17 protein-coding genes are annotated in these 15,074 nt (G+C 55.4%); 12 read left to right on the forward strand and 5 right to left on the reverse strand.

What is annotated here, in order from left to right; translation table 11 throughout:
• Positions 1-90: 90 nt before the first annotated feature.
• The 5 genes from endA to ruvX all read left to right on the forward strand — a co-directional run bounded on the left by endA (position 91) and on the right by ruvX (position 3,648).
• Entirely contained in the window at positions 91-798 is a 708-nt protein-coding gene (gene endA, locus PMI17_RS15180) for a deoxyribonuclease I (RefSeq protein ID WP_007890316.1), read from the forward strand.
• A 73-nt stretch (positions 799-871) separates the two neighbouring features.
• Positions 872-1,603: a 16S rRNA (uracil(1498)-N(3))-methyltransferase gene (gene rsmE, locus PMI17_RS15185; RefSeq protein WP_007890317.1), complete on the forward strand. Its 732-nt coding sequence runs from the start codon at positions 872-874 to the stop codon at positions 1,601-1,603.
• 38 nt (positions 1,604-1,641) lie between these two features.
• Positions 1,642-2,586: a glutathione synthase gene (gene gshB / locus PMI17_RS15190; protein WP_007890318.1), complete on the forward strand. Its 945-nt coding sequence runs from the start codon at positions 1,642-1,644 to the stop codon at positions 2,584-2,586.
• Between the two features lie 82 nt (positions 2,587-2,668).
• Positions 2,669-3,232, forward strand: a complete 564-nt coding sequence (locus tag PMI17_RS15195) for a YqgE/AlgH family protein (RefSeq protein WP_007890319.1) — start codon at positions 2,669-2,671, stop codon at positions 3,230-3,232.
• Positions 3,232-3,648: a Holliday junction resolvase RuvX gene (gene ruvX, locus PMI17_RS15200; protein WP_007890320.1), complete on the forward strand. Its 417-nt coding sequence runs from the start codon at positions 3,232-3,234 to the stop codon at positions 3,646-3,648. The genes PMI17_RS15195 and ruvX overlap by 1 nt, the downstream gene beginning before the upstream one ends.
• A gap of 136 nt (positions 3,649-3,784) precedes the next feature.
• Here the strand turns inward: ruvX and PMI17_RS15205 are convergent, their stop codons facing one another.
• Complete coding sequence (locus tag PMI17_RS15205; RefSeq protein ID WP_007890321.1) at positions 3,785-4,777, reverse strand: type IV pilus twitching motility protein PilT; 993 nt, start codon at positions 4,775-4,777, stop codon at positions 3,785-3,787.
• 16 nt (positions 4,778-4,793) lie between these two features.
• Here PMI17_RS15205 and PMI17_RS15210 point away from each other — a divergent pair, with 16 nt between their 5' ends.
• Genes PMI17_RS15210 through hemW form a run of 4 tightly spaced genes read left to right on the forward strand, consistent with a single transcriptional unit; the run spans position 4,794 to position 7,817 of the window.
• Positions 4,794-5,501 carry a YggS family pyridoxal phosphate-dependent enzyme gene (locus PMI17_RS15210; RefSeq protein ID WP_007890322.1) on the forward strand — a complete coding sequence of 236 codons (708 nt, stop codon included), beginning with the start codon at positions 4,794-4,796 and terminating at the stop codon, positions 5,499-5,501.
• Positions 5,502-5,513: 12 nt separating this feature from the next.
• The gene (locus tag PMI17_RS15215) at positions 5,514-6,068 is read left to right on the forward strand and encodes a YggT family protein (RefSeq protein ID WP_007890323.1); all 555 of its coding nucleotides are present in this window, start codon (positions 5,514-5,516) and stop codon (positions 6,066-6,068) included.
• A gap of 20 nt (positions 6,069-6,088) precedes the next feature.
• Complete coding sequence (locus tag PMI17_RS15220) at positions 6,089-6,682, forward strand: XTP/dITP diphosphatase (protein WP_007890324.1); 594 nt, start codon at positions 6,089-6,091, stop codon at positions 6,680-6,682.
• The gene (hemW, locus tag PMI17_RS15225) at positions 6,675-7,817 is read left to right on the forward strand and encodes a radical SAM family heme chaperone HemW (protein ID WP_007890325.1); all 1,143 of its coding nucleotides are present in this window, start codon (positions 6,675-6,677) and stop codon (positions 7,815-7,817) included. The genes PMI17_RS15220 and hemW overlap by 8 nt, the downstream gene beginning before the upstream one ends.
• 32 nt (positions 7,818-7,849) lie before the next feature.
• On the opposite strand, the gene PMI17_RS15230 is transcribed toward hemW, so the two are convergent.
• From PMI17_RS15230 to trmB, 3 genes are all read right to left on the reverse strand, one after another.
• Complete coding sequence (locus PMI17_RS15230; protein ID WP_007890326.1) at positions 7,850-8,566, reverse strand: DUF2884 domain-containing protein; 717 nt, start codon at positions 8,564-8,566, stop codon at positions 7,850-7,852.
• Positions 8,567-8,840: 274 nt separating this feature from the next.
• Positions 8,841-9,167: a YggL family protein gene (locus PMI17_RS15235; protein WP_007890327.1), complete on the reverse strand. Its 327-nt coding sequence runs from the start codon at positions 9,165-9,167 to the stop codon at positions 8,841-8,843.
• Positions 9,167-9,886, reverse strand: coding sequence for a tRNA (guanosine(46)-N7)-methyltransferase TrmB (trmB, locus tag PMI17_RS15240; RefSeq protein ID WP_007890328.1), 720 nt, complete (start codon positions 9,884-9,886; stop codon positions 9,167-9,169). Before trmB ends, PMI17_RS15235 begins: the two co-directional genes overlap by 1 nt.
• A 154-nt stretch (positions 9,887-10,040) precedes the next feature.
• Between trmB and mutY the strand changes: the two genes are divergently transcribed.
• The 3 genes from mutY to mltC are packed head-to-tail and all read left to right on the forward strand — an operon-like array spanning position 10,041 to position 12,532.
• Complete coding sequence (gene mutY, locus PMI17_RS15245) at positions 10,041-11,126, forward strand: A/G-specific adenine glycosylase (RefSeq protein WP_007890329.1); 1,086 nt, start codon at positions 10,041-10,043, stop codon at positions 11,124-11,126.
• Positions 11,126-11,398: an oxidative damage protection protein gene (locus tag PMI17_RS15250; protein WP_007890330.1), complete on the forward strand. Its 273-nt coding sequence runs from the start codon at positions 11,126-11,128 to the stop codon at positions 11,396-11,398. The genes mutY and PMI17_RS15250 overlap by 1 nt, the downstream gene beginning before the upstream one ends.
• A gap of 54 nt (positions 11,399-11,452) precedes the next feature.
• A complete protein-coding gene (gene mltC / locus PMI17_RS15255) occupies positions 11,453-12,532 on the forward strand; it encodes a membrane-bound lytic murein transglycosylase MltC (protein ID WP_007890331.1) in 1,080 nt (359 codons plus the stop codon).
• Positions 12,533-12,665: 133 nt separating this feature from the next.
• Here mltC and PMI17_RS15260 read toward each other — a convergent pair whose 3' ends face one another.
• Positions 12,666-14,816, reverse strand: coding sequence for an ornithine decarboxylase (locus tag PMI17_RS15260; protein ID WP_007890332.1), 2,151 nt, complete (start codon positions 14,814-14,816; stop codon positions 12,666-12,668).
• Positions 14,817-15,074: the final 258 nt, after the last annotated feature.

Below are 15,074 nucleotides of genomic sequence, written 5' to 3' on the forward strand. Positions count from 1 at the left end.
AGCTCAGCAACATAGTCTAATTTCATATCCCGTGCGTCATCATTCTGTTACCCTGCCGCCCTTTTTCAGGACCAGGTTAATTTTTGGAATATGTCTCGCAAAACGCTGCTGTTTCTTACCTTATTAGTTGCCCCGCTTAGTGCTTATAGCCTCAGTTTCACTCACTATCATCAAAACAATTTTAATCAGGCCAAAGCCTATGCGGCGCAGATCAACGCCGATGCGCCTGCGGACTTTTACTGCGGCTGCAAAATCAGCTGGCACGGCAAAAAAGGCGTGCCGGATTTATCCAGCTGCGGCTACAGCGTGCGTAAGAATGCCAATCGCGCTGAACGCATTGAGTGGGAACATGTGATGCCAGCGTGGGAATTCGGTCATCAGCGTCAGTGCTGGCAAAACGGCGGGCGCAAAAACTGCAGCAAAGACGCGGATTACCGCCGCATCGAAAGCGATTTGCATAACCTGCAGCCGGCGATTGGCGAAGTGAACGGCGATCGCAATAACTTCCAGTACAGCCAGTGGAACGGTGGCGATCAACAGTATGGCCAGTGCAGCATGAAGGTTGATTTTAAGCAGAAGCTGGCGCAGCCGCCCGAGCGCGCACGCGGTGCGATAGCACGCACCTACTTCTATATGCGCGATCAATATCAGCTGCGCCTGTCACGCCAGCAAACCCAGCTGTTTACCGCCTGGGATAAGCAATATCCGGTGACGAAGTGGGAGTGCGAGCGCGACAACCGCATCGCTAAAGTGCAGGGAAATCATAACGCTTATGTACAGCAGGCTTGCCAGCGCTAAAAGCGCTACCCTACACTAGCTTTTTTCGATTGCGCCGTGTCAGCGGACACGGCATAACGCTGGCAGGAACCGCATGCGTATACCTCGCATTTATCACCCCGAATCTCTTGAAGTAAACAGTGAAGTCTTCCTTGATGAGGACGCCGCTAACCATGTCGGGCGCGTGCTGCGCATGACCGCTGGTCAGCAAATTGAGCTGTTTGATGGCAGTAATCTGACTTTTAACGCTGAAATCACCCAGGCTGATAAAAAGCGTGTAAAAGTAAGGGTCCTTGCCAGTCAGGCTGATGACCGTGAATCGCCGCTGCATCTGCATCTTGGTCAGGTGATGTCGCGCGGCGAAAAAATGGAATTCACTATCCAGAAATCGATCGAACTTGGCGTGAATGTGATTACGCCCTTGTTTTCTGAGCGTTGCGGCGTAAAGCTGGATGCCGAGCGACTGGCGAAAAAGATTCAGCAATGGCAGAAAATCGCAATTGCCGCCTGTGAACAGTGCGGCCGCAATCGCGTGCCGGAAATTCGCGAGCCGATGACCTTACAAGCCTGGTGTGCGGAAGCCGATGAGGGTTTAAAACTCAATCTGCATCCGCGCGCCAGTCACAGCATTAACACGCTGCCGCAGCCGGTGGAGCGCGTACGTTTGCTGATTGGGCCGGAAGGCGGCTTATCCGCCGAAGAAATTGCCATGACGGCGCAGCAGGGTTTCACCGATATTTTGCTCGGACCACGCGTGTTACGCACCGAAACTACCGCGCTCACCGCCATTACGGCACTTCAGGTGAGGTTTGGCGACCTCGGTTAAGCGATACTTTTGGTTGAATACCCCTTGAGGAGAGAATAATGATCAAGCTTGGCATCGTTATGGACCCCATTTCGTCCATCAACATTAAAAAAGACACCAGCTTCGCCATGTTGCTGGAAGCACAGCGCCGTGGTTACGAAATTCATTACATGGAGATGAGCGATCTCTCCCTGCGCGGCGGCGTGAGCTATGCGCGCACCCGTCTGCTGAGCGTTGAGCAGAACTACGACAACTGGTACACGTTTGGCAGCGAGCAGCTTATCCCGCTGGCCGATCTCAACGTGGTGCTGATGCGTAAAGATCCGCCGTTCGACACCGAGTTTATCTACGCCACCTACCTGCTGGAGCGCGCTGAAGAGCAAGGCACGCTGATCGTCAACAAACCGCAAAGCCTGCGCGACTGCAACGAAAAGCTGTATACCGCCTGGTTTGCCGACCTGACGCCCGATACGCTGGTTACGCGCAACAAAGAGCAGCTACGCGCCTTCTGGCAGGAACATGGTGATGTGATTCTGAAACCGCTTGATGGCATGGGCGGCGCGTCCATCTTCCGCGTGAAGCAAGATGACCCGAACTTCGGCGTGATCACTGAAACCCTGACCAATCACGGCCAGAACTTCTGCATGGCGCAGAACTACCTGCCGGCGATTAAAGAGGGTGATAAACGCGTACTGGTGGTGGATGGCGAACCGGTGCCTTACTGCCTGGCGCGTATTCCGCAAGGCGGTGAAACGCGCGGTAACCTGGCCGCCGGTGGCCGTGGCGAAGCGCGTCCGCTGAGCGACAGCGATTGGGAAATTGCGCGTCGCGTCGGTCCAACACTCAAAGCCAAGGGGCTGATTTTTGTCGGTCTGGATATCATCGGTGATAAACTGACTGAAGTTAACGTGACCAGCCCAACCTGCGTACGTGAAATCGAGGCCGCGTTCCCGATATCAATCACCGGCATGCTGATGGATGCCATTGAGAAACGCCTGGGCTGATGCCGTCGGAGTGCAAGCTCCGTGAACACCCAAAACCGGCGCTGTCGCGGCTGCGCCGGTTATTTTTGATATACGAGTGATAATGAATTTACAGCATCATTTTTTAATTGCGATGCCGTCGCTGCAGGACCCGCTATTCAAACGCTCCGTGGTGTATATCTGCGAGCATAATGAAGATGGCGCCATGGGTTTGATCGTGAATAAACCGATGGAAAACCTGACGGTCGAAGGCATTCTTAAAAAGCTTAAAATTAGCGCATCCGAACGCGATCCAGCCATCAAACTGGATAAGCCGGTGTTTGCCGGTGGTCCGCTGGCGGAGGATCGTGGTTTTATTCTGCACTCGGCGCAGCGCATTTACTCCTCGAGCATTCGTATTTCTGACACCACGGTGATCACCACCTCGCGTGATGTGCTGGAAGCGATCGGTACTGCCTCGCAGCCAGACAATGTGCTGGTGGCGCTGGGTTATTGCGCCTGGGAGAAAGGTCAGCTTGAAGACGAGCTGCTGGAAAATGCCTGGCTTACCTCACCTGCTAATACCAATATTTTGTTCCAGACGCCTATCGCAGAGCGCTGGCGCGAAGCGGCACGCGGCTTAGGCGTGGATATACATAATATCGCCACCGATGCAGGACACGCCTGATGGCCAATGAAACCTTATTGGGCTTCGATTTTGGCACCAAAAGCATCGGCGTTGCCATTGGACAGCAGCTCACGGGTACCGCTCGTGCGCTGACGGCCTTAAAAGCGCAAGATGGCACCCCAGACTGGAACCTGATCGAAAAACTGCTGAAAGAGTGGCAGCCCGATTATGTAGTGGTCGGTTTGCCGCTGAATATGGATGGCACCGAACAAGAGCTGACGGCGCGCGCGCGTAAGTTTGCCAATCGCCTGCACGGTCGTTTTGGCGTGCGCGTTGAGCTGCAGGACGAACGCCTGAGCACCGTCGAAGCGCGTGCCGACCTGTTTGAACGCGGCGGTTTTCGTGCGCTGCAGAAGGGCCAGGTCGATTCGCAATCGGCAGTGATTATCCTCGAAGATTGGTTCGAGACGCATTAAACCCTTACCAGTTATCTCATCCAGATCTATCACATACCGTAGCGGCGCGATTTATCGCGCGTATAAATGACGGCACCATGCCCATCCATGCATTGCGCAATAAATTGCGCCGCTACGATTTGTACTCAATCCCACATCAAATCATCCCCGCCTGCTGACGCGCCTGCTCGCTCTGGGCAAAGGTTTGCATCCCGGCCTGCGCGCCGGTTTGTAACACGCCTGGCAACTGGTGCATTTTCCCTTCACGAATCAGGTTTGCCACCGCCGGCGTCGCTACCAGTACTTCAAATAACCCTACGCGTCCGCCCGCTTTTGCCGGCACTAAGCGCTGCGCCAGCACCGCTTTTAAGCTGCCCGCTAATTGGGTGCGCACCAGGTTCTTCTCCTCGGCGGGAAAGACATCCACCAGCCGATCTACCGCCTGGGTTGCGCCGCGCGTATGCAGCGTCGCCAGCACCAAATGCCCGGTTTCTGCTGCGGTAAGCGCCAGCCGGATGGTTTCGCTATCACGCAGTTCACCGAGCAGAATCACATCGGGATCTTCGCGCAGCGCGGCTTTAAGTCCATGTTGAAACGAGGCGCAGTGCGCGCCCACTTCGCGCTGCTGAATCAACGATCGCTGACTGTGATGAACAAACTCGATTGGATCTTCCAGCGTCAGGATGTGCCGCGCCTGCTGACGATTAAGGCTATCCACCATTGCCGCCAGCGTGGTGGATTTGCCGCTGCCGGTGGCGCCGGTGATCAAAATCAGCCCCTCTTCCAGCTGTAATAGCTGGCTCACCACTTCGGGCAAATGCAGGCTGCTAAGATTAGGCGCGCTGCTGGCAATCAGCCGCAGCGCCAACGATAAACCGTGCCGCTGCATAAACAAGTTGGCACGCAGTCGCACGCCGCTGGTCAGCGTAATGGCAAAATCGACATGGCCATTTTCCTCCAGCTCGGCCTGCTGCGGCGCAGTGAGCCACTGTTGCATAAAGCTTTCCAGCCAGCCGCCCTCCAGCGCGCTTTGCTGCGGAATCGGCTCCAGCACGCCTTGTCGGCGCCAGTGCGGCAAATGTCCGCTGCAAAGGTGCAGATCGGCGGCGTTATGCTTTACACTAAGGGCCACAATTTCATCCAACTCCATTTAACTTCTCCTGACTATGACTTCCATTGAGCACAACTTACAGCAAGTGCGTGAGCGCATCGCCGCTGCCGCCGCACGTTGCGGGCGCGCGCCAGAAGAAATTACGCTGCTTGCAGTGAGCAAAACCAAACCTGCGAGCGCGGTCGCAGAAGCCATTGCCGCTGGACAGCAGGCGTTCGGTGAAAATTACGTGCAGGAAGGGGTTGAAAAAGTGGCTGAGCTGGCCGCACATCCTGATTTGCAATGGCACTTTATCGGTCCGCTACAATCCAATAAGAGCCGTCTGGTGGCAGAAAATTTTGCCTGGTGCCACACCATTGATCGCGAACGCATCGCGCAGCGCCTGAACGATCAGCGCCCGGCGTCGTTGCCGCCGCTCAACGTGTTAATTCAGGTAAATATCAGTGACGAAAACAGCAAATCTGGCATCATGCTGGAGGCGCTGCCCGAGCTGGCGCAATACATCGCCGCGCTGCCACATTTGCGCCTGCGTGGGCTGATGGCCATTCCAGCGCCGGAATCAGAATACGATCGGCAACTGGCGGTCTGCCAGCAGATGGCCAGCGCGTTTCATGCCTTACAGCAGGATTATCCTGACGTCGATACGCTTTCTCTGGGAATGAGTGACGATATGGACGCGGCAATCGCCGCGGGCAGCACCATGGTGCGGATTGGCACCGCCGTTTTCGGCGCGCGGGATTATGCGCGACCTACACAACAATAATTGAGGAACCTCATGTTAACACTGACGTTTTTAGTCAAAACGCTGATCGATTTGTACGTGATGGTGCTGCTGCTACGCATCTGGATGCAGTGGTCGCGCTGTGACTTCTACAACCCGCTGGCGCAGTTTGTCGTGAAGATCACTCAGCCGATTATCAAGCCGCTGCGCCGTATCATCCCCGCGATTGGCCCAATTGATACCGCTTCGCTGCTGCTGGCGTTTGTGCTCACCACGCTGAAATATCCGATACTGCTGCTGATTCAGGTCGGCGTATTCTCGATTGATCCGACCAATCTGCTGGTTGGCCTGCTGTCGCTGGTGAAGTCCGCCGGTTATCTGGTGTTCTGGGTAATCATCATCCGCTCACTGATGAGCTGGATCAGCCAGGGTCGCGGTCCGATGGATCAGGTGTTGTTGCAGCTGACTGAGCCGCTGATGTCACCGATTCGTCGTATTCTGCCCGCGATGGGCGGCATCGATTTCTCTGCCATGATTGTCATTCTGGTGCTGTACGCGCTGAATTTCCTCGGCATGGACCTGTTCCCAGGTCTCTGGTATTTGCTGTAATTCGCTAATCTGGAACTGTTATGCAAAAAGTTGTTCTCGCTACCGGTAATCCGGGCAAAGTTCGTGAACTGGCCGATCTGTTAGCGGCCTTCGGACTCGATATCGTGGCGCAAACCGAACTCGGCGTGGAGTCAGCGGAAGAAACCGGCCTGACCTTTATCGAAAACGCCATTCTCAAAGCGCGCCATGCGGCTGACATTACCGGCTTACCGGCGATTGCTGATGATTCGGGCCTGGCGGTGGACGCATTGGGCGGCGCGCCGGGCATTTACTCCGCGCGCTATGCTGGCGTTGACGCCAGCGACCAGCAGAATCTGGAGAAGCTGCTGGTGGCGCTGGAAAATGTGCCGGAGGGCAAACGCCAGGCACAATTCCACTGCGTGCTGGTGTATGTGCGTCATGCCGCCGATCCCACGCCGCTGGTGTTTCACGGCAGCTGGACCGGTGAAATCACCCGCTCAGCCGCTGGCGAAGGCGGTTTTGGTTACGATCCCATCTTCTACGTACCTGAATTAGGTAAAACGGCGGCAGAGCTGAGTAAAGACGAAAAGCGCGCCGTCTCTCACCGTGGTAAAGCATTGACGCTGCTGCTGGAAGCGATGCGCAATGCCTGAGTTACCTCCGTTAAGCCTGTACATCCATATTCCGTGGTGTGTGCAGAAGTGCCCGTACTGTGATTTCAACTCTCACGCGTTAAAAGGCGAGGTGCCGCACATCGAGTATGTGCAGCACCTGCTGAACGATCTCGAGCAAGATTTGCCGCTCACCGCGGGGCGCGAAGTGCGCACCATCTTTATCGGCGGCGGTACCCCAAGCCTGCTGAGCAGCAATGCGATGCAGATGCTGATGGATGGCGTGCGAGCGCGTTTGCCGCTGGCTGCCGATGCGGAAATCACCATGGAAGCCAATCCGGGCACGGTGGAAGCCGATCGCTTCAGTGGTTATCAGCGCGCGGGGATTAACCGTATTTCGATTGGCGTGCAGAGTTTTAGCCCACAGAAGCTGGAGCGTCTGGGCCGCATTCACGGGCCGCAAGAAGCGGTACGCGCGGCGCAGCTGGCTGAAGGCTTAGGTTTGCGCAGCTTTAACCTCGATCTGATGCACGGCTTGCCGGATCAGTCGCTGGATGAAGCGCTGGATGATTTGCGTCAGGCGATTGCTCTTAACCCGCCGCATCTGTCGTGGTATCAGCTGACGATCGAACCGAATACCTTATTTGGCTCACGTCCACCAAAGCTGCCAGATGATGACGCGCTGTGGGATATCTTTGAGCAAGGCCATCAACTGCTGAGCGCCGCAGGTTATCAGCAATATGAAACCTCGGCCTACGCCAAGCCCGGTTATCGCTGCGAACACAACCTTAACTACTGGCGCTTTGGTGATTATCTGGGCATTGGCTGCGGCGCACACGGCAAGCTGACCCAGCCGGATGGCCGCATCGTGCGCACCGTAAAAACGCGCCATCCACGTGGCTTTATGACAGGTAATTATCTTGATAAGCAGCACGAGGTGGGCGAAAACGATAAGCCATTCGAGTTCTTTATGAACCGCTTCCGCCTGCTGGAGGCCGCTCCGCGCGCGGATTTCCGTCGCTATACCGGTATGGATGAGCAGATCATTCGCCCACAAATTGATGCCGCGCTAACCGCGGGATACGTGGTGGAAAGCGCTGAATACTGGCAGATTACTGAGAAAGGGAAGCTGTTCCTGAACTCGCTGCTGGAGCTGTTCTTAAGCGAAGATGAGTAAACAGAAGGCCGGGAAACCGGCCTTCTGCGTTGTTAGCCTTTAACGCCCTGCATCAACCCTTTGCGCTGCTCTTCCAGCACGGTGACGCGGTTACACACTTCGTGGCCGAAATTCTGGAAATCCTGCTCCTGCTTGTTCCATTCCGCCTGCACCGACTGCTGTAAGCCGCCAAGGTTGCCCATAATGGCCTGCAGCGGATTGCTGCCGCTCGCGGCCTGGCTGCTGCCCATTTCGTTGAGGCTATCCTGCATGATGCCGCCCAATGTGCTCTGCACCAGCTTCTCGCCTTCAGCGCGCACCTGATCGATGGCCTGATGATGGAAGGTTAATCCATCCGGGCGATGCTCAATAATCCGGTTCATTTGCTGCTTGAGCTGGCCGTCCAGCTTGGTCAGACGATTACGCACATTGCTGTTAGCGCCGAGCTTTTCGACGATCACTTTATCCAGCGCCACGCGGCTGCGTTCAAGACGCGAAGTCGCACCGCTATCGATCCATGGCAAGTCGCGACGCAGCGCGGTTTGATAATTGATGGCTTTCTGGCGCGCGGCGTTATCCACGTTGACCTTCTGGCCATTAAACTGCACATCGCCCTGCGGAGTGATTTCGAGGTTGCCGTTGCTGCCCACCACCTGCACGCTCTGCGGTTTAATGATCACATCATCCTGTGGCTTGACGCTGCACTCGTATGCAGCCTGAGCCTGAGTTGCCGCCAGCAGCAGCGCGGCAATAAGTGCCTTACGAACCATGAAATCTCCTGAGCAATAAAAAGGTCGCCATAAAGGTACAAACCGGGCTGATGGGTAACAGTTTGCTCGCTGTAGTCAAAATGTGCTTGCTGTCCCCCATCCCGGCCTTCCCCCGCAAGCGGGGGAAGGAGACGCTGCCACATGCCAATTTAATACTCACATATGGCACATCTTCCTCCCCCGCGAGCGGGGGAGGACCGAGGAGGGGGACAGCCAGCACGGTACGAGGTGGGGAAAAGCCAGCACGTTTTTAACTCGCATTAACCACTAAAGATTAGTCCCACCAAACGTCGAAGAGTTCAGTAACTTGAATATCAGTGAGGTTATAGGCTTCCAGCCACTTACGCACCAACTCGCGGTGCTCATCGGTGCACTTGCCGGTTTCCTGCAGGCAAACCAGACCTTCCCACACCAGATAGCCGCTGCCATCGTAGGCCAAACCATTCGGCGCGATCACTTCATTAATGAACTGATCAACAGTCGCATCAATTTGCTGCTCGGTGGTGCCTTCGGCAAAACGCCAGGCCACGGAGAAACCTAATTCCTGAAACTCATCAATATGCAGTTTTTTACGCAAACGACGGCTACGCTGTACGGCCATTATTTCACCCTCTCAAACATCAGATCCCATACGCCATGGCCTAGTCGCTGCCCGCGCTGCTCAAACTTGGTTAACGGACGCGTTTCGGGACGCGGCACGTAATCATTACTCTCCGACTGATTTTTATATCCGTCGATGCTGCTCATCACTTCTAACATGTGTTCGGCGTAGGCTTCCCAGTCGGTTGCCATGTGGAACACGCCGCCCAGCTTCAACTTGCGCATCACCAGTTCAGCAAACGGCACCTGTACGATACGACGTTTGTTATGGCGCGCTTTGTGCCACGGATCCGGGAAGAACAGCTGCACCATACGCAGCGAGTTGTCCGGAATCATCTTCTGCAGTACTTCCACCGCGTCGTGACACATCACGCGCAGGTTCTCTACGCCCGCTTCCTTCGCCGATGCCAGACAAGCGCCGACGCCCGGTGCATGAACTTCCAGGCCGAGGAAGTTCTGGTGCGGATTGTTCTGCGCCATGGTCACCAGCGAGGCGCCCATGCCAAAGCCAATTTCCAGCACGACCGGCGCGTCACGGCCAAACAGCGTCACCAGATCCAGCGGTTCCGGCTGGAACTCAACGCCCATCTCCGGCCATAAATTATCGAGCGCGAGCTGTTGTCCTTTCGTTAAGCGCCCCTGGCGGCGCACAAAACTGCGGATACGGCGTAATGGCCGCCCGTTCTCATCAAATTCAGGGGTGATGACGTCATTAATCATGTTGAAGCCTGCTGGTTAGCCTGTTCTGGGAAACGGGCATTATGCAAAGTTAGAAAGCAGAAGCAAGCCTTTGCAATGTTCCGGTTTACACCCTGATGTCTCTGTGCTGGAATTCCTGCCTGATTGTAGAGTAAACACGGAAAATTTCCTTCTTATGATGCAAGCGCCGATGTTCGCGCAACAAGTGCTGGATTGGTATCAGCGCTTCGGTCGCAAAACCCTGCCGTGGCAGCAGGAGAAGACGCCATACAAAGTGTGGCTCTCTGAAGTGATGCTGCAGCAAACGCAAGTTGCTACCGTCATTCCCTATTTTGAACGCTTTATGGCGCGCTTCCCCACGGTGGCCGATCTAGCCGCCGCGCCGCTGGATGAAGTGCTGCATCTGTGGACCGGCCTCGGTTATTACGCGCGTGCGCGCAATCTGCATAAAGCGGCTAAGCAGGTGGTTGAGCAACACGGCGGCGAATTCCCGCGTAACTTTGATGATGTGGCAGCATTGCCAGGGATTGGTCGATCGACGGCGGGCGCGGTGCTATCGCTGTCGCTGGGTCTGCATTTCCCGATTCTGGATGGCAACGTTAAACGCGTGCTGGCGCGCTGCTACGCGGTCGGCGGCTGGCCGGGCAAAAAAGACGTTGAGAAACGTTTGTGGCAGATTAGCGAAGAGGTCACGCCAGCCGCAGGCGTTAGCCAGTTTAATCAGGCGATGATGGACCTTGGCGCGTTAGTATGTACTCGCTCACGTCCTAAGTGTGAAATCTGCCCACTTAACAACGGCTGCGTCGCTTATGCCAACAGCAGCTGGGCTGACTATCCCGGCAAGAAACCGAAGCAGACTTTGCCGGAACGTAGCGGCTGGATGCTGATGATGCAGGATGGCGATGATGTGTGGTTAGAGCAGCGTCCGCCAGTAGGTTTATGGGGCGGACTGTTCTGCTTCCCACAGTTTACTAGTGAGCAAGCGCTAACTGACTGGCTAAGCGAACGGGGCATTCACACCCAACCGCAGCAGCTCACGGCGTTTCGTCATACCTTTAGCCATTTCCATTTAGACATTGTGCCTATGTGGCTAGCGTGGCCTTCCTCCGGGTCGCTGATGGATGAAGCGAGCGGTCTCTGGTATAACTTAGCGCAACCACCGTCAGTGGGTTTGGCGGCGCCGGTTGAGCGCTTATTGCATGAATTGCGCCATCCCCAGCAACTGTCACTGCATAAGCATGTGACCGAAGAGGAAGAGTAATGAGCCGCACCATTTTTTGTACTTATCTGCAACGCGATGCTGAAGGCCAGGACTTTCAGCTCTACCCTGGCGAACTGGGTAAGCGCATCTTCAATGAGATCTCCAAAGAAGCCTGGCAACAGTGGATGTCCAAGCAGACCATGCTGATCAATGAGAAGAAATTGAGCATGATGAACCCGGAAGATCGCAAAGTGCTGGAAAAGGAGATGATTAATTTCCTGTTTGAAGGCAAAGATGTGCACATTGAAGGTTACACCCCGCCAGAAAAATAACCGTTCAGGGCTTCCCTTTGAGGCCCTCTTTTTCGAGTCAGGCACGTATTTACAATGAACAAAAAACTGATAGCCCTGCTGGTGATAGCACCCCTTTTGGTTTCCTGCTCCGGACAAAAAAAATCGCCGTTTCATGAAGAGTGGGTTAAGGACACCAACGGATTTGATATTTTGATGGGCCAGTTCGCCCATAACATTGAAAATATTTGGGGAATCAATGAGGTTCTGATCGCTGGACCGAAAGATTACGTCAAATATAGCGACGGATATTACACCCGCAGTCACATCAACTTTGACAGCGGTAGCATCACTATTGAGACCATTTCCGGCACCGATCCGATGGCCAGCCTGCGCCAGGCGATCATCACTACGCTGTTGATTGGCGAAGATCCGGGCAATGTCGATCTCTACTCTGATGCCAACGATATTCAGATCAGTAAAGAGCCGCTGCTCTACGGCCAGGTGCTGGACAATACCGGTCAGCCGATTCGCTGGCAGGGCCGCGCCGGCAGCTTTGCTGATTATCTGATTCAGAACAAACTGCAGAAACGCACCTCCGGATTGCACGTCATCTGGTCGGTGACCATTCCGATGGTGCCGAACCACCTCGATAAGCGTGCCCACAAATATCTGCCGATGGTGCGTAAAGCCGCTGAGCAATATAACGTGGATGCGTCACTGATTCTGGCGATTATGCAGATTGAATCGAGCTTCAACCCCTATGCGGTGAGCCATGCCGATGCGCTGGGACTGATGCAGGTCGTGCAGCATACCGCCGGTGTTGATGTGTTCCGTATGAAGGGCAAAGGCGGCAAGCCGAGCCGTAGCTATCTGCTCGATCCTGAGAATAATATTGATGCGGGTACCGCATATTTGTCGCTGCTACAGAGAAGCTATTTGGGTGGCATTCAGGATCCGGTTTCGCGGCGTTATGCGGTGATTACGGCCTATAACGGCGGTGCTGGCAGCGTACTGCGCGTGTTCTCCAGCGATAAAGATCGTGCGTTCTCGTCGATTAACGGTATGTCGCCAGCGGAGGTGTATCAGACGCTGACCACCAACCACCCTTCGGCAGAATCGCGTCGTTATTTGTATAAGGTGAGCCAGGCGCAGCGCAGCTATCGTCGGTTCTAGGACGGTGCGGCTTGGCCCTCATCCCAACCTTCTCCCGCTCGCGGGAGAAGGAGCCGATCAGCACATGCTTAACAATGCTCACCACCTAAACATTCCCTCTCCCGCGTGCGGGAGAGGGTTAGGGTGAGGGAAATCAGCTCACCATCATATTCGCCACCAGATGCTTACGCCCGCTCTCATCTTCCTCGGTGTAAACCCCTTGCAGCTCTGGCGAGAAGCCCGGCAGTAGATTGATGCCCTCTTCCAGCGCGAGGAAATAGCGCTGCACCGCGCCGCCCCACACTTCGCCCGGCACCACACACAATACGCCCGGCGGATACGGCAACGCGCCCTCGGCCGCGATGCGCCCTTCGGCTTTGGCAATCGCCACCAGCTCCACTTCACCACGAATATAGGCCTGATGCGCATCCTGCGGATTGACGTGCACCGGTGGGAAGCAGGCAGCGCGGAACATCGCTTTCTGCAAATCCTTCACCTCGAAGCTGACATACAAATCGTGCATTTCCTGGCACAAACGACGCAGCGTGTAGCCTTTATAGCGCTCGATATTCTTGCGATAAACGCTTGGCAGCACTTCCGCCAACAGCGCATCCTCTTTCACGTGCTGCTCAAACTGTTCCAGCATCGCCACCAGATGCGCCATTTTCTCCGGCGTTTCCGCTGGCGTCAGCAGGAACAGAATCGAATTAAGATCGCACTTCTCCGGCACGATGCCGTTTTCGCGCAGATAGTTGGCGAGAATCGTCGCCGGAATACCGAAGCGGGTGTATTCACCGCTGGCAGCATCAATGCCCGGCGTAGTCAGCAGCAGCTTGCAGGGATCGACCAGATACTGTTGCTGGGCATAACCTTCAAAGCCGTGCCATTTCGCCCCGGGTTCAAGGCTAAAGTAGGCAGGATCGGCGGCAATGGCCTCCGTTTCGGCCGATTGCCACAGCTTACCGTGCACTTTTTCCGGCAGGAACGGTTGGATCATTTCACAGCGTTCCAGAATCGCTTTGCGCGCATCGATACCGATGGTGACGCAGTCGTGCCACATGCTACGTCCGGCCTCACCTTTGTGCATACGCGCGTTAATATCCAGCGCGGCAAACAGCGGATAGAACGGGCTGGTTGAGGCGTGCAACATAAAGGCGTTGTTCAGGCGTTTATGCGGACAGAAACGCTTTTGCCCACGGATGTGATTGTCTTTCTTATGAATTTGCGAGGTCTGCGAGAAACCGGCCAGCTGTTTGTGCACCGACTGCGTAACAAAAATACCGGGATCGTTCTCGTTCAGCTCCAGCGTCAGCGGCGAGCAGCCAGCCATCAGCGGGATAAACTGCTCATAACCCACCCACGCCGAATCAAACAGGATGTAATCACACAGATGACCGATGCGATCGACCACCTGACGCGCGTTATATACCGTGCCGTCGTAGGTGCCGAGCTGAATGATCGCCAGACGGAAAGGACGCTGATCCTTCGCGCGGTGTGGCGCGACTTTCTCAATCTGCTCACGCAGATAGGCATCGTCAAAGCAGTGCGCATCAATGCCGCCGATAAAGCCAAACGGATTACGCGCCGCTTCCAGATACACCGGCGTCGCGCCCGCCTGAATCAGCGCACCGTGGTGATTGGATTTATGGTTATTGCGGTCAAACAGCACCAGATCGCCGCGCGTTAGCAGCGCATTGGTCACCACTTTATTGGCGCTTGAGGTGCCGTTAAGCACGAAGTAGGTTTTGTCGGCGTTAAACACTTTGGCGGCAAACTTCTGTGCATCTTTGGCTGAACCTTCGTGGATCAGCAGATCGCCAAGCTTAACGTCGGCGTTGCACATATCGGAACGGAAGACGTTCTCGCCGTAGAACTCATAGAACTGACGTCCTGCCGGATGTTTACGGAAGAACGCGCCGCCCTGATGTCCCGGACAGGCAAAGGTGCTGTTCTGCATATCGACATAGCGCGTTAGCGTGTCGAAGAACGGCGGCAGTAACTCGGATTCGTACGCCTGCGCAGCGTCCTCCAGCGCGGCCCACTCTTCAGGCGCGCCATTAATTTCCCCGCTCACGCCCGGCAATTTCAGCACCTCTTCATCGAACGCATGAGCGACAAACACCGGCAGATTGAAGCCGGTTTGGCGCAACAGTGTCAAAACGCCGCTGCGGGTGTCCGACAGGGAGATAACCACCGCTGCCACATCGGTAAAATCAGTATTGTCCAGCGTCACCACGTCGCGCGCGGTGTTCAGGCTGAGGTTTGGCGCTACAGCAACGCTGGCAGCAATTTTCAATGGGTTCATAACACAAATCCCTGAGAGAGGATGAGTGGGTGCCGATGGCACAGCAATGAGGAGGTTTCCTCGGCGAAAGTCATAAGGGAGTTGATCACTGACTGGGGCGCAATCATGTCATCTTTTTTTTGCAGGAACAACCGCGCCCTCACCCTAACCCTCTCCCGCAAGCGGGCGAGGGAACCGATCCAGCAGATTTCGAATTTGGTACTCAATATTTAGCCACCGCACGGACGGCCCCCTCGCCCGTTTACGGGAGAGGGCTGG

Source organism: Pantoea sp. GM01, from assembly GCF_000282675.1.
GTDB lineage: Bacteria > Pseudomonadota > Gammaproteobacteria > Enterobacterales > Enterobacteriaceae > Pantoea > Pantoea nemavictus.

What these genes read in the sequence shown, in the direction of transcription:
- endA (WP_007890316.1), top strand. Translation starts at nt 91, where the DNA reads ATGTCTCGCAAAACGCTGCTGTTTCTTACCTTATTAGTTGCCCCGCTT.
- rsmE (WP_007890317.1), top strand. Translation starts at nt 872, where the DNA reads ATGCGTATACCTCGCATTTATCACCCCGAATCTCTTGAAGTAAACAGT.
- gshB (WP_007890318.1), top strand. Translation starts at nt 1,642, where the DNA reads ATGATCAAGCTTGGCATCGTTATGGACCCCATTTCGTCCATCAACATT.
- PMI17_RS15195 (WP_007890319.1), top strand. Translation starts at nt 2,669, where the DNA reads ATGAATTTACAGCATCATTTTTTAATTGCGATGCCGTCGCTGCAGGAC.
- ruvX (WP_007890320.1), top strand. Translation starts at nt 3,232, where the DNA reads ATGGCCAATGAAACCTTATTGGGCTTCGATTTTGGCACCAAAAGCATC.
- PMI17_RS15205 (WP_007890321.1), bottom strand. Translation starts at nt 4,777, where the DNA reads ATGGAGTTGGATGAAATTGTGGCCCTTAGTGTAAAGCATAACGCCGCC.
- PMI17_RS15210 (WP_007890322.1), top strand. Translation starts at nt 4,794, where the DNA reads ATGACTTCCATTGAGCACAACTTACAGCAAGTGCGTGAGCGCATCGCC.
- PMI17_RS15215 (WP_007890323.1), top strand. Translation starts at nt 5,514, where the DNA reads ATGTTAACACTGACGTTTTTAGTCAAAACGCTGATCGATTTGTACGTG.
- PMI17_RS15220 (WP_007890324.1), top strand. Translation starts at nt 6,089, where the DNA reads ATGCAAAAAGTTGTTCTCGCTACCGGTAATCCGGGCAAAGTTCGTGAA.
- hemW (WP_007890325.1), top strand. Translation starts at nt 6,675, where the DNA reads ATGCCTGAGTTACCTCCGTTAAGCCTGTACATCCATATTCCGTGGTGT.
- PMI17_RS15230 (WP_007890326.1), bottom strand. Translation starts at nt 8,566, where the DNA reads ATGGTTCGTAAGGCACTTATTGCCGCGCTGCTGCTGGCGGCAACTCAG.
- PMI17_RS15235 (WP_007890327.1), bottom strand. Translation starts at nt 9,167, where the DNA reads ATGGCCGTACAGCGTAGCCGTCGTTTGCGTAAAAAACTGCATATTGAT.
- trmB (WP_007890328.1), bottom strand. Translation starts at nt 9,886, where the DNA reads ATGATTAATGACGTCATCACCCCTGAATTTGATGAGAACGGGCGGCCA.
- mutY (WP_007890329.1), top strand. Translation starts at nt 10,041, where the DNA reads ATGATGCAAGCGCCGATGTTCGCGCAACAAGTGCTGGATTGGTATCAG.
- PMI17_RS15250 (WP_007890330.1), top strand. Translation starts at nt 11,126, where the DNA reads ATGAGCCGCACCATTTTTTGTACTTATCTGCAACGCGATGCTGAAGGC.
- mltC (WP_007890331.1), top strand. Translation starts at nt 11,453, where the DNA reads ATGAACAAAAAACTGATAGCCCTGCTGGTGATAGCACCCCTTTTGGTT.
- PMI17_RS15260 (WP_007890332.1), bottom strand. Translation starts at nt 14,816, where the DNA reads ATGAACCCATTGAAAATTGCTGCCAGCGTTGCTGTAGCGCCAAACCTC.